15 protein-coding genes and 1 other RNA gene are annotated in these 13,590 nt (G+C 36.3%); 2 read left to right on the plus strand and 14 right to left on the minus strand.

Annotated features, from left to right (window positions below; all coding sequences use genetic code 11):
• Positions 1 to 19: 19 nt before the first annotated feature.
• Both P6N22_RS02485 and P6N22_RS02490 read right to left on the minus strand, forming a co-directional pair.
• Positions 20 to 565: a response regulator gene (locus P6N22_RS02485; RefSeq protein ID WP_280329853.1), complete on the minus strand. Its 546-nt coding sequence runs from the start codon at positions 563 to 565 to the stop codon at positions 20 to 22.
• Positions 566 to 640: 75 nt separating this feature from the next.
• On the minus strand, positions 641 to 850 hold the full coding sequence (locus tag P6N22_RS02490) for a hypothetical protein (RefSeq protein ID WP_280329854.1): 210 nt from the start codon (positions 848 to 850) through the stop codon (positions 641 to 643).
• A gap of 140 nt (positions 851 to 990) precedes the next feature.
• Between P6N22_RS02490 and P6N22_RS02495 the strand changes: the two genes are divergently transcribed.
• Positions 991 to 3,123, plus strand: a complete 2,133-nt coding sequence (locus tag P6N22_RS02495) for a copper-translocating P-type ATPase (protein WP_280329855.1) — start codon at positions 991 to 993, stop codon at positions 3,121 to 3,123.
• Between the two features lie 7 nt (positions 3,124 to 3,130).
• On the opposite strand, the gene P6N22_RS02500 is transcribed toward P6N22_RS02495, so the two are convergent.
• The 4 genes from P6N22_RS02500 to rnpB all read right to left on the minus strand — a co-directional run bounded on the left by P6N22_RS02500 (position 3,131) and on the right by rnpB (position 5,167).
• On the minus strand, positions 3,131 to 3,346 hold the full coding sequence (locus tag P6N22_RS02500; protein WP_280329857.1) for an SHOCT domain-containing protein: 216 nt from the start codon (positions 3,344 to 3,346) through the stop codon (positions 3,131 to 3,133).
• A gap of 138 nt (positions 3,347 to 3,484) precedes the next feature.
• Positions 3,485 to 4,108, minus strand: a complete 624-nt coding sequence (upp, locus tag P6N22_RS02505; RefSeq protein ID WP_280329858.1) for a uracil phosphoribosyltransferase — start codon at positions 4,106 to 4,108, stop codon at positions 3,485 to 3,487.
• 98 nt (positions 4,109 to 4,206) lie between these two features.
• Positions 4,207 to 4,833, minus strand: a complete 627-nt coding sequence (locus P6N22_RS02510) for a hypothetical protein (RefSeq protein WP_280329859.1) — start codon at positions 4,831 to 4,833, stop codon at positions 4,207 to 4,209.
• A 10-nt stretch (positions 4,834 to 4,843) separates the two neighbouring features.
• Positions 4,844 to 5,167, minus strand: an RNA gene (gene rnpB, locus P6N22_RS02515) — RNase P RNA component class A.
• Between the two features lie 179 nt (positions 5,168 to 5,346).
• Here rnpB and P6N22_RS02520 point away from each other — a divergent pair.
• A complete protein-coding gene (locus tag P6N22_RS02520; RefSeq protein ID WP_280329860.1) occupies positions 5,347 to 5,970 on the plus strand; it encodes a TetR/AcrR family transcriptional regulator in 624 nt (207 codons plus the stop codon).
• Positions 5,971 to 6,046: 76 nt separating this feature from the next.
• On the opposite strand, the gene P6N22_RS02525 is transcribed toward P6N22_RS02520, so the two are convergent.
• The 8 genes from P6N22_RS02525 to mdh form a co-directional block, all read right to left on the minus strand.
• Complete coding sequence (locus P6N22_RS02525; RefSeq protein WP_280329862.1) at positions 6,047 to 6,604, minus strand: 2-oxoacid:acceptor oxidoreductase family protein; 558 nt, start codon at positions 6,602 to 6,604, stop codon at positions 6,047 to 6,049.
• A 15-nt stretch (positions 6,605 to 6,619) separates the two neighbouring features.
• Positions 6,620 to 7,477, minus strand: coding sequence for a 2-oxoglutarate ferredoxin oxidoreductase subunit beta (locus P6N22_RS02530; protein ID WP_280329863.1), 858 nt, complete (start codon positions 7,475 to 7,477; stop codon positions 6,620 to 6,622).
• Between the two features lies 1 nt (position 7,478).
• The gene (locus tag P6N22_RS02535) at positions 7,479 to 8,630 is read right to left on the minus strand and encodes a 2-oxoglutarate synthase subunit alpha (protein WP_280329865.1); all 1,152 of its coding nucleotides are present in this window, start codon (positions 8,628 to 8,630) and stop codon (positions 7,479 to 7,481) included.
• Positions 8,630 to 8,980, minus strand: coding sequence for a 4Fe-4S dicluster domain-containing protein (locus P6N22_RS02540; protein ID WP_280329867.1), 351 nt, complete (start codon positions 8,978 to 8,980; stop codon positions 8,630 to 8,632). Before P6N22_RS02540 ends, P6N22_RS02535 begins: the two co-directional genes overlap by 1 nt.
• A gap of 156 nt (positions 8,981 to 9,136) precedes the next feature.
• Positions 9,137 to 10,009, minus strand: a complete 873-nt coding sequence (gene sucD / locus P6N22_RS02545; RefSeq protein WP_280329868.1) for a succinate--CoA ligase subunit alpha — start codon at positions 10,007 to 10,009, stop codon at positions 9,137 to 9,139.
• A gap of 5 nt (positions 10,010 to 10,014) precedes the next feature.
• Entirely contained in the window at positions 10,015 to 11,187 is a 1,173-nt protein-coding gene (gene sucC / locus P6N22_RS02550; protein ID WP_280329870.1) for an ADP-forming succinate--CoA ligase subunit beta, read from the minus strand.
• A gap of 29 nt (positions 11,188 to 11,216) precedes the next feature.
• Positions 11,217 to 12,608 (minus strand): class II fumarate hydratase, encoded by a 1,392-nt coding sequence (fumC, locus tag P6N22_RS02555; protein ID WP_280329872.1) that lies wholly within the window; start codon positions 12,606 to 12,608, stop codon positions 11,217 to 11,219.
• 3 nt (positions 12,609 to 12,611) lie between these two features.
• Positions 12,612 to 13,568, minus strand: a complete 957-nt coding sequence (mdh, locus tag P6N22_RS02560) for a malate dehydrogenase (protein WP_280329874.1) — start codon at positions 13,566 to 13,568, stop codon at positions 12,612 to 12,614.
• Between the last annotated feature and the right edge of the window lie 22 nt (positions 13,569 to 13,590).

A 13,590-nucleotide genomic window follows, 5' to 3' on the forward strand; every position in this document is an offset into this window, starting at 1 on the left:
AAAACACTTAAAATGTGTTTTATTCATAAAAACTACGAAGTGCTCTAATAATTACAGCATTTTTAGAGATACTTTCAGATTTTGCGTTGTCATTTACTTCTTCATAAAGGTCTAATGGAAGAGAGATTGAGAATGTTTTTGTCTCAATTTTTTTCTTCTTAGCGATCATAGCTACAACATTTCCAAGCAAGTCTAAGATCTTTTTCGTATCAATTGGTTTTTGAATGAAACTGTTTACACCAACTTCGATAGATTCAGAGATTTTTTCCATATCGTTACTTGCAGAGATTACGATAATGATTTGATCTTTATTCATAGCTCTGATTTTACGAGAAAGCTCAATACCATCCATACCTGGCATAATAATGTCAACAAAAACGATATCCGGTTGTGTTTTTTCATAAAGTTTTAACGCACTTTCTCCGTCAAAACAAGATTCTACACCTGCAAAAAAGTTTTTAAATGTAGAACTTAAAAGTTCATTTGTAACTTTTTCATCTTCAACTACTAAAGCAGTTAACTTCTTAGTTTGTTCAGTTAGTTTAATTAAGTCCATATTGTTCATAACAATTCCTCACAAAAGATTTTTAACATTATAGCACAAAACCAAGAAATGTTATTAACAAAATACAACAATGTATTATTTTGTTATTTTAAATTGCTCCAACCACTCAACATCAGCTTCTTTAGAATCCTCTTTTTGATCTAGAAGGGAGTCTATAATTCCGATAAGTGTTTTTTCATCCATAAACTCTAAAAGTGCAGGGTTAATAGATGTATTTGAACCGCCTTCATAACTGTTTAGCAGGTTTTGTATATCTTGAATTAGTTTTTCTTTTCTTTCTGACATATATCACTCGTTTGGTATTTTATTTTTAGAACTATACAAGATCTCAAAAAATTTCGCAAATCTTTTTCAAAAGTTTCTTATTACACATACTCTACACAAAAGCTTTATATAATGTTTCTATAACAACAAAAGGCAATGTAATGAATAATCATACTTATACTTGTCCTATGCATCCAGAAGTTATACAAGACTACCCTGGAAGCTGTCCAAAATGTGGAATGGCTTTAGAGCCTGTTATTGTTGAAAATACAGATGATGACGAGAACAACGAATTAAACTATATGAAACAACGCTTTTGGATGAGCTTACTTTTTACATTGCCTGTTTTTATTGTATCTATGAGCAGTGACTTGGCTCCTGAATATATACCGCAGAACATTTCTATGGTAGATATTCAATGGTTTTTATTTCTCTTGGCTTCACCTGTCATACTTTGGGGTGGATGGCCTTTTTTACTGCGAGGTTATGAATCTATCAAAACATTAAACCTCAATATGTTTACCCTGATCGCAATCGGAGTAAGTACTGCTTATCTTTATAGTATTGTAGCTTTGTTGCTGCCTGAACTCTTTCCACCGCTTATGAGAACCAAAGATGGCTTGGTACATGTCTATTTTGAAGCGGCAGCCGTTATTACAACCTTGGTACTTTTAGGGCAGGTTTTAGAACTCAAAGCAAGAAGTAAAACAAACTCTGCCATAAAAACGTTGTTAAACCTTGCACCCAAACATGCCCATCGTATTATAGATGCAGCAGGAAATGAAGAAACAATACCGCTGGATCTTATTCAGGTAGGTGATATGTTAAGAATTAAACCGGGTGAGAAGATCCCTGTTGACGGTGTTGTATTGGAAGGAAAAAGCAACGTTGACGAATCTATGATCACAGGAGAACCGCTACTTATTGCTAAAAGTATGGATGATCCCTTGATCGGTGCAACATTCAATAAAAACTCTACATTAGTTATGAAAGCCGAGCGTATAGGAAGTGATACGATGCTTGCACAGATCATAAACATGGTAGCTCTTGCCCAACGTTCACGAGCACCTATTCAAAAACTTGCAGATATGGTATCTGCTTATTTTGTACCTACTGTCGTTGCAGTAGCTATTTTGGCTTTTTTCGGGTGGTATATGCTTGGACCAGAACCCCGTTTGGCTTATGCGATAGTATCCGCTGTTTCAGTTTTAATTATTGCCTGTCCTTGTGCGCTTGGTCTTGCCACTCCTATTTCAATTATGGTTGGAACAGGCAGAGCAGCTCTTTCTGGGATACTGATCAAAGATGCTAAAAATTTGGAGATCATGGAGAAAATAAATACTTTGGTTGTAGATAAAACAGGGACACTCACAGAAGGAAAACCAAAAGTAACCACTTTTATAGTTCAAAATGACAGTTTTGATGAAAAAGATGTTTTAAAATTTACAGCCAGCTTAGAGCTTTTGAGTGAACATCCTTTGGCAGAAGCGATTGTAGAACATGCAAAAGAGCAGAATGTATCACTCTCTGAAGTAAAAGATTTTAAAGCTATTACAGGACAGGGTATTCAAGGCACTATAGAAAATAAAAAAATAGTTATAGGCAGTGAGGATTTCTTAAATAGTCTCAAGATTACAACTCAAGCAATTACAAAGAGGGCAAATTCATTGCGTGAAGATGGAAAAACTGTCATATTTATAGCAATTGAGTCCCAATTTAGTGCAATTATAGGGATTGAAGATCCAATTAAATCAAGCTCTGTAGCAGCTATTAAACGCTTAAAAGAGGAGGGGATAAAGATTGTTATGCTTAGTGGGGACAACGAAACGACGGCCAATGCTGTAGCTAAAAAACTCGATATCAATACAGTTTATGCCAAAGTTATGCCTGATAGAAAGGCACAAGTGATTAACAAACTGCAAGAAGAGGGTGCTATAGTAGCCATGGCAGGTGATGGGATCAACGATGCACCTGCTCTTGCTCAGGCAGATATAGGCATTGCCATGGGTACTGGAACCGATGTGGCAATAGAGAGTGCAGGTATTACATTAATTAAAGGTGATCTGCTCGGTATTGTTAAAGTTTTAAAAATCAGCCGTGCCACAATGCAAAATATTAAACAGAATCTGTTTTTTGCGTTTGTTTATAACAGTATAGGAGTCCCAATTGCTGCAGGAGTACTGTATCCATTCTTTGGGATATTGCTTTCACCAATTATAGCGGCAACTGCGATGAGTTTTAGTTCTGTATCTGTAATTGTAAATGCTTTACGTTTAAAACAGATAAAAATATAAAGATAGCCTAGTGTTGGAGCAGGTTGTCCTTCATCCGTTTATATTCTTCATCGTCTATCTCTCCATTTGCATACCGTTTATCCAATATATCTCTTGCAGAAGGTTCTTGATTCTTATTTTGCGTATTATTGACAAAGTACACTAAGATGACTATTAAAAGTATAAGTACAATCCATCCAAATCCCATCATAAAACTCCATCCATTCATATCAAACCCATGCATTAGTGTCTCCTTGAGTTTGTTTATGAAGTATTATACTCTTAGTTTGTGTGGTATTTGTGTTGAAGAATATACTTTAAATATATATTGGTTAACATAATGTATATTCTCTTTAAAATTATTTATTGTTCTATCTGTCTTCTATTCAGGTGTATTATAAGCTCTGTCACCTGCATCACCAATTCCTGGAATAATGAATTTGTTGTCATTTAGATGTAAATCTATCTGTGCTATATACACTGGCACGTCAGGATGTCTCTCTTCTACAACGGACAAACCTTCCGGTGCACCAATTAAATTAAGTGAAAGAATACGTTTAGGACCTTTTGCTTTGATTACATCTAAAGCATCGCAAAGTGATCCACCCGTAGCAACCATAGGATCTAAAAGCACGACTGTTTTACCTTCACAATCTGGAACTCTGTCATAATACAGTACCGCTTTATGAGTCATTTCGTCCCGTTTCATGGCTAAAAAACCAGATATAGCATCAGGAAACAGTGTTATAAGGGAATCTAACATTGGCATACCGGCACGCATAATTGGTATAAACATGATTGATTTATCATTGATAAACTCAAAATCATGAGTCCCCTGCCATGTTTGAATGCTCTTGGTTTCCATTTCTATCTCTTTAAAAGCTTCAAGAAGCAGAATCTTTGATAATTCAGCAATACATGAACGAAACTGCACCGCATCAGTATTTTTGTCTCTCATACGATTTATCAGTGTTTTAGCAATGGGATGAGTTAGTTTTTGAACCATTTTGTATCCGTTTCCGGTTGCATATACAAAATAGTATAACAACCATCAAAAAATTTAATGACATAGACTACTCTACTAAAGGTTATATTCTCTTGAAACTAATGTTGCAGTATTCTTAAAGGGCTTCCGCCTTCTTCATATATTAATCCATCTAGAATAATATTCTTTTCACTCCATGTCGTTTTTATATAATCTTGAGCTTTTTGCTTATTCTGCTTTATAATTACATCTTGTATGTTGAGCAGTGCTTTATCATTTTTAATGGCTTCTAATATCTCATTGAACAGTTTTTTATTATCTCCATAAATAAACTTTACGTTTTTCTTATTTCTATTATAGGTAATCAAATAAAGAGTTTTTTCTTTCTCATCTTTATTCGTAAGTTCAAAGAAACTCATATTGGCCTTTGAAAACACTTCGTCATATTTATAGTTACTAAAACCAATTCCTACAGTTTTTGAAATAGAACCGTGAAACTTATAAGTGGTGTCAACACTTAATTCTTCAACAGTTAACATATTCCCTTTTGTAACTTCATAAACATACTGCCCTATTTTAATATTAGTTAATTTTAGAATAGTTTTATAACGAATATTTCCATTTATCTCTACAGTTAATTGTTTATCAGTAATTATATTCACACTCTTATCGCTAAAATAAATAGATGGTGATGTACACGCGGTCAAAAAAAGGAATGTTGGTATTAAAAGCATATTTTTTCTCATTGAATATCCTTTAAAAGCATAAGAATAAGCCGAGTTTTGTTGTGATAGCATTAATCTACTACATAATTTACATCATGTCTCTAGCGAAGCAATAGCAATTGTAAGACGCTAACCATCTGCTTCTTGCTGCCATGTTGGGTTTACAAGCTCTCTATGTTGCCATAAAGACTGGTGGTCTCTTACACCGCCTTTTCACCTTTACCACATATGTGGAAGTAATATTTCTGTTGCACTTTCCCTCGTATTACTACGGCCATTCGTTAAATGGAACATTGTCTTACAGCAGCTCGGACTTTCCTCTTGGGTCTTGCCAAGTAACTATCTTCTTATGCTTGTAGAAATGATACTAAAAATTAGATTTAAATGCGCTTATTTTAATATATGAACACTTGTTCTTGTTGTATATTTATTTTATGAACATTTGTTCATATTAAATAAGCTCAAATTAACAAATGTTCATATATACTTTTAAAGATATTAACAAATGTTCACATATTAAAAAAGGGGTCTTAAATGCCTGAAAACAGGGATATTGTAAAAAGAAGCGGTACAAAAGAAAAAATACTAAAAGTAGCGAGTACCCTCTTCTCAAATAACGGTTATAAAGCTACAAGTGTACGTAAAATTGCTTCAGAAGTTGGAATTAGAGAGAGTGCGCTCTATAATCATTTCAAAAACAAAGAAGCTATATTTTTAGAGATTGCACAAAGTATATTTAGCTCCCCTTTTTCACTTTCAAGTGATGAGATAAAAGAGCTTTCAACAAGAGGAAAACCTTTTTTACAAAAGTTTGCAATGCAGTATAAGATGCTCACATTTGATAAAAAAAGCGAAAGTATGTTTAAACTGCTTATGATTGAATTACTTCAAAATAGTGAGCTTAGAGAGCAGTTTATGACTCAGTTCCATCAAGAGAACATAAAAACGCTTTCTGAGGGCTTTTTTATTATGATGCAGAACAATTTAATACGTTCTAACGATCCTATGATGGTTGGATATGAGTTTCTCTCTACCCTATTTTATATAAGATTTCAGATCACCCTGCTTCGTTTTGACAAAAAGTCTGCCGATTCTTTATCGACTCAGTTTGAAAGACATGTAGATTTTTTCTGGGAAAGTATAAAAGTAGGAAATTAAATATTAGTTAATATTAGATAAAGACATAAAAAAAGCAGCTCATATTTCAGAGCTGCTTTAATTTAGTAGAAGCTAATTATTTAGCAATAGCTTCTAAAGCGTATTTCTCACCTAAGTCATAAGCTTTTTTGTTTGCTTCATGAACTTTTGCAGGTACCTTAGAAAGCATAACCTCAATAAGGTGATCTCTATCTAAAGGTTTGATGATTGTATTTGCAATTGCAAGAGCAACAACAGATTGAGTAATAACGTTACCAACCTCTTCTTTTGCAATTGTAATAATAGGAATCTCAATGATATTCCATTTTTTACGGTCTTCTTCAGTTGGGTGTACAAGATATGGATCTACAACGATAGTACCACCTGGAGTAACACCATCTTTGAATAATGCATAACTTGCTTGTGCAACTGAAAGCATGAAACCAACTTCACCATCATTTGCATATGGGTAGAAGATTTCATCATCATCTAGAGTAATATCAACAACTGTCGGTCCACCACGAACTTGAGAAGTATATGTTGCAGTTTTTAAACCGTAACCACCATCTTTAATTTTCGCAGCTGCAAAGATCTCTCCTGCAAGAAGAACACCTTGTCCACCAACACCTGTAAATCTCATTATTTGTCTAGCCATTGTGTGTTCTCCTTGTTATATTTTCTTAGCAAAGTCGTCTTGAGTGATTACTTTACGTTTACCTTGATGTACAGCAATGATGTCTGCATACATGTCACAGTATTCTCTAACTTCTGTGTCTTCTTTTAAGATACCAGTTGGGAAAACGTTAAGTTTTTCTTCTTCCGGTAAAGCATCGTATTTTTTCTTAGGCATAGTAATGCTATCAATCCATTGAAGGTTTTCCATAGCTGATTGCATTTTGTTTTTACGACCAAGGTTAATATGACAGTTAGACATAATGTCTAAGAAAGAGAAACCTCTGTGTTGTAAAGCTTTTACGAAAACTTTCTCAAGTTTTTTCGGGTCAAGCATAGTCTCACGTGCAACGAAAGAAGCACCAGATGCGATACCAAGATCACAAGCATTGAAAGTTGGATCGATGTTACCAGCTTTTTGAGAAACAGTCCACATACCTTGAGGAGTAGTTGGAGATGTTTGTGAGTTAGTTAAACCGTAAATGAAGTTATTGATAATAATTAATGTAATATCAATATTTCTTCTAGCACCGTGAATAGTGTGGTTACCACCGATAGCAAGTGCATCACCGTCACCAGCAACACAAACTACATATTTATCTGGGTGAACAAGCTTAATACCAGTAGCAAAAGCAACTGTTCTACCGTGAGTTGTATGTACTGTATTGAAGTCTACGTAAGACGAGAAACGTCCAGAACAACCAATACCAGAAACAACACATACATCATTTTGGTCAATACCAAGTTTATCGATAGCACGGATGAAAGCTTTTAAGATAACACCGTCACCACAACCCCAACACCAAAGTGTTGGCATTTTTTCAAGTCTTAAATATTTATCGTAATTGAATGCCATGTTAGAATACCTCTTTTACTTTATTTACAATTTCATATGGAGAGATAGCTCTACCATTTACTTTGTATAAACCTTCGATATCAAGTCTACCAGAAACTCTTTCTACCTCTTCAGTATATTGTCTGATGTTTAACTCAACACAGATAACATTTTTAATTTTGTCTGTAAAGTGCTTAATTCTATCAGCTGGAGATGGCCATACAGTAATTGGTCTGAATAAACCAGCTTTGATACCTTCAGCTCTTAAGTGACGAATAGCTTCTTTTGCAGCTAATGAAACAGAACCGTAAGCGATGATAAGAACTTCACCCTCTTCACCTGTTAAGTCATCAAGCATAAATTCTTCGTTAAGCTCTAACTCATCAGTGTGCATCATAACTTTATCTTCAAGTCTTTGAATAAGTTTTCTACAAGTTTCGATCTCTTCAGTTGGGAATCCCATTGAATCGTGGTGAAGACCTGTAAAGTGGTATCTATAACCTTGGAACATTGGGTTAAGAACCGCTGGTTGATCAGCTTCACACTCATATGGTTTGTAATCTTCTGGAGCACCGTCGAAAGTTTTACGAGGAACAATACCAGCTTTTACATCTTCTACTGTAGGGATCATTGCTTTACCGTGCATGTGACCGATAGTTTCATCTAGTAACACGAAAACAGGTTGCATGAATCTGTCAGCTAAGTTGAATGCACGTACTGTTTCAGTATAACACTCAGCTAAGTTACCAGCACATAAAGTGATTGAACGGTAATCACCGTGAGATGGGTTTTTCGCTTGACGAATATCACCTTGAGATACACGAGTTGGAAGACCAGTTGATGGACCACCACGCATAACGTTTACAACTACTAATGGAACTTCTGCCATTTGAGCAAGACCAAGGTTCTCAGCTTTTAGTGAAATACCAGGACCTGAAGTTGCAGTCATAGTACGAACACCAGCCATACCAGCACCCGCAGCCGCAGCAACACCAGCGATCTCATCTTCCATTTGAATAGCTGTACCACCAACAGCTGGTAGTAAATCAGAAATAGTATGCATTACTTCCGATGAAGGAGTAATTGGGTACCCTCCAAAAAATCTACATCCAGCATCAACTGCTGCGATTGCAGCTAAGTCATTACCAGTTGAAATTACTTCTCTTAATGCCATTATTTAACTCCTTGCTCTAGAGACATATAGTTATTTGCTACAATAGCTGCTTGACGCTCTTTAGCCTCATCAGTTAATTTAGCAAAGCTTTTGCCAGCTGCTTTTAAATCAGCTTTATCTGCTACATAAATAGCAAAGTCTGGACATGTAAGTTCACACTCATTACATCCGATACAAGCTTCAGGATGATCGATTGAGATCATTGCACCTAAAGTTGATGTTGAATCGTATTTCATACCTAATACACCTGATGGACATACAGATACACAGATATCACATGCTTTACAGTTGGCAGTATTTACCCACACTGGTGCATTATTAACATTTTCAGTCATACTAGCAGTTGCCATTTATTCTCCTATTAAATTACAAATAATATTTTGTAAGCTATTCTTTGGTAACACAAGATTAGCTAAGTTTTATTAACGTTTTGATTAAAATGTGCTCCTAACGCTATACAATGTGTAACAAAGTTACATATTGTAAAGCTCACACAAATCAAAGTGTTACTTTTTCAGTACTTCCGCTACAGCTTTTCCGATCTCTGCAGGTGAAACAACAACTTTAACACCAGCAGCCTCTAAAGCTTCCATTTTCTCTTTTGCAGTACCAGCAGAACCAGATACGATTGCACCAGCGTGACCCATACGTTTCCCTTTAGGAGCAGTTTGACCAGCGATAAATGCAACAACAGGCTTAGTGATATTCTCTTTAATGAAAGCAGCAGCTTGGATCTCTAAGTCCCCACCGATTTCACCAATCATAACGATTGCTTCAGTTTCAGGATCTGCTTCAAACATTGGTAATAATTGTTTATATGAAAGACCGATAATTGGGTCTCCACCAATACCAACAGCTGTAGTGATACCAAAACCTTCTTTACATACTTGGTTTGCACCTTCATAAGTTAATGTACCAGACTTAGAAATAAGACCAACATTACCTTTTTTGAAAATCATACCAGGCATAATTCCGATTTTACACTCTTCTGCAGTGATAATACCAGGACAGTTTGGCCCGATAGTTTTCATGTTATGTTTAGTAGCATATGCTTTTGCAGCTTGCATATCACGAACAGGAGCACCTTCTGTAATAATAACAGCAAGTTCAATCCCAGCATCAGCAGCTTCCATTACAGCATCTGCAACGAATGCAGGTGGAACAAAGATCATAGAAACAGTAGCACCAGTAGTTTTAACTGCATCTTTAACAGTATTGAAAACCGGTTTACCTAGGTGTTCTTGACCACCTTTGTTTGGAGTAACACCACCAACGATGTTTGTACCGTATGCGATACATTGCTCAGCATGAAAAGAACCCTCTTTCCCTGTGAAACCTTGAACGATAACTTTTGTATCTTTATTTACTAAAATACTCATATAAATTATTCTCCTTTCGCTGCAGCTACTGCTTTTGCAGCACCGTCTGCTAAATCTGTTGCAGCAATTACGTTTGCAATTCCAGCTTGTTTTAAAATTTCTGCTGCTTCTGGTGCATTTGTACCATCAAGACGAACAACAACAGGAACATGTACATCTGTAAGTTTTGTAGCTTCTAAGATACCGTTAGCGATACGATCACATCTTACGATACCACCGAAGATGTTTACGAAAATTGCTTTTACATTAGGGTTTTTAAGAATAATCTCAAAACCTTTAGCAACTGTTTCAGCATTTGCAGAACCACCAACGTCAAGGAAGTTTGCAGGTGTACCACCCATATAGTTAATTGTATCCATAGTACCCATTGCAAGACCTGCACCGTTTACCATACAACCAATTTCACCATCAAGTGATACATAAGAAAGACCATAGCGACTTGCTTCTCTTTCATCAGCATCTTCTTCAGAGATGTCTCTCATATCTTCGATATCTGGGTGACGTCCAAGAGCTGAATCATCAAATCCCATTTTACCGTCTAGTGCTAGGAAGTCCCCTGCTCCAGTTTTGATAAGTGGATTGATTTCGATTAACTCTGCATCATTCTCCATATATACTTTGTAAAGTTTTGAAGCAAATGAAATAAATTTCTTTTGCTCAGCAGGATCAGTAATACCAAGACCGAAAACTAGTTCACGACCGTGGAATCCTTGGAAACCTACAGCTGGATCAACAGCTACTTTGATAATTTTTTCAGGAGTCTCTTCAGCTACTTTTTCGATCTCCATACCACCTTCAGTAGAAGCCATGATTACAGGCATCTCTTTAGCACGGTCAAGTACTACACCAAGATATAACTCATCTTTAATGTCTGCACCCTCTTCGATGTAAACTTTTTGTACAAGTTTACCTTCTGGACCAGTTTGGTGAGTTACAAGTTGCATACCTAAAATTTCAGATGCAAGTTGTTTTACTTCATCATGAGACTTAGCAAGTTTAACACCACCGCCAAGACCACGTCCACCAGCGTGAATTTGTGCTTTAACAACCCAAATATTTCCACCAAGTTCTTGTGAATTTAAGAAAGCTTGTTCCGGCGTATTCGCCACAATACCTCTTGGTGTTGGTACACCATACTTAGCAAAAATTTGTTTTGCTTGATATTCATGTATATTCATTTATTCTCCTTATATTAAAGTGGACGTGATTACGCTTTTGGCGCAATCATCTCCTCTGGTTTTACATATTCATCAAACTGCTCTGCAGTTAAAAGACCAAGCTCGATAGCCGTTGCTTTTAATGTAGAGTTATTTTTGTGTGCAGTTTTTGCAATTTTTGCTGCATTTTCATAACCGATATACGGGTTAAGTGCAGTTACTAACATTAGTGAATCATGTAAGAAATGATCAATTTTAGCCTCATTTGGCATGATTCCTACTGCTGCATTGTCGTTGAATGAAACAATAGAGTCACTTAAAAGTCTTACAGATTGTAAAAAGTTGTAAGCGATTACCGGTTTAAATACATTTAACTCAAAGTTTCCTTGAGATGCAGCAAAGCCGATAGTTGCATCGTTACCCATTACTTGACAAGTAACCATAGTTACCGCTTCAGATTGTGTAGGATTAACTTTACCAGGCATAATTGATGAACCCGGCTCATTTTCAGGAATAGTAATCTCACCAAGACCACATCTAGGGCCAGATGCCAACCATCTAACATCGTTTGCGATCTTCATCATATCAGCAGCTAAAGCTTTTAATGCACCGTGAGCGAATACTAGTGCATCATGAGAAGTTAAAGCATGAAATTTATTTGGAGCTGTAATAAAATCATGACCAGTTAACTCTGAAAGCTTCTTAGCAACTCTCTCACCTAGTTCTGGATGAGCGTTTAATCCAGTACCAACAGCTGTACCGCCAAGAGCCAATTCGCGAACAGCTTCTAAAGAGTCTTTTGCCATCTTTTCAGATTTGCTAAGCATCTCTACCCATCCGCTGATCTCTTGACCAAGTGTTAATGGTGTAGCATCTTGTAAGTGTGTACGACCGATTTTTACAATATTAGAGAATGCTTCAGATTTTGCTTGAAGCGTTGCTTTTAATTTTGCAATCGCAGGTAAAAGTCTCTCTTCAACAGCAATTACAGAAGCCACGTGTAATGCAGTTGGATATGTATCGTTTGAAGATTGCGATTTATTTACATCATCATTAGGGTGAACTAATTTCTCTTTTCTAAAGTCCCCACCTAAGATCTCAGTAGCACGGTTTGCAAGTACTTCATTGTTATTCATATTTGATTGTGTACCTGAACCTGTTTGCCATACAACTAACGGATAGTTTCCGTCCAGTTTACCAGCAAGCATATCATCAGCAGCCTGAGCGATAGCATCAGCTTTTTTAGCATCAAGTTTTCCAAGATCTTTGTTTACTAAAGCAACTGCTTTTTTAAGATATGAGAATGCTCTTGTGATCTCATACGGCATAGTTTCTTCGCCGATTTTAAAGTTTTGGATTGAACGTTGAGTTTGTGCAGCCCAGTAAGCGTCTACCGGAACTTCAATTTCACCCATTGTATCTTTTTCTATACGTGTAGCCATTAATTATTTTCCTTCAAAAAAGTTATTTTTATTTAATGTATCAATTAGCGTTTGAACAGAGTCACAAGATTTTTTAAACATTGCTTTCTCTTTCTCGTCTAAAGTTACTTCAATAATTTTTTCAGCACCTTTTGCACCAAGCATTACAGGTACACCAGATACTACATCACTGTATCCGTATTCACCGTCTAAGTACACTGCACAAGGGTGAATCTGTTTTGTATCTTTTAAAATTGCTTCAACCATAATAGCAGTTGATTTAGCAGGAGCATAATATGCAGAACCAGTTTTTAAGTAACCTACGATCTCTGCACCACCGTGACGTGTACGGTCTACAATCTCTTCAATCTCATCTGCACTAAGTACGTCTGAAAGTGGAACACCTGCAACAGTTGAATATCTTGGAAGTGGTACCATATCATCACCGTGACCACCCATCACTGAAGCACGAATTTGTCCCCCGCCGTATCCAAGTTTTTCTTGAATGAATGCTGCCATTCTTGAACTATCTAAAATACCAGCCATTCCAATTACGCGGCTTCTGTCAAAACCGCTCTCTTTTAATGCAACATATGTCATTGCATCTAATGGGTTAGATACCATGATAACTACTGCATTTGGAGAATATTTTGCTATACCTTGTATAACATCTCTTGTGATATTTGCATTTGTCATAAGTAGATCATCTCTACTCATACCAGGAAGTCTTGGGCTCCCTGCAGTTACAACTACAACATCACAATCTACTAGATCAGACATCTCTTCTGCAACAGAAACAACTGTATGGCTTCTTACAGCTGATGCAGCTTGAGACATATCTAGAGCTTTACCTTTTGCTACGTCAATCTTATTATCACGTAAGATGATTTCATGACAAGATCCAAGCATTGCGAGAGAATAAGCTACCGTCGCTCCAACGTTACCAGCTCCTACTATCCCTACTCTTTTACCTTGATTCATTTTCGCTCCTTGATATTAAATA

It is taken from the genome of Sulfurimonas sp. C5 (genome assembly GCF_029872055.1).
GTDB lineage: Bacteria > Campylobacterota > Campylobacteria > Campylobacterales > Sulfurimonadaceae > Sulfurimonas.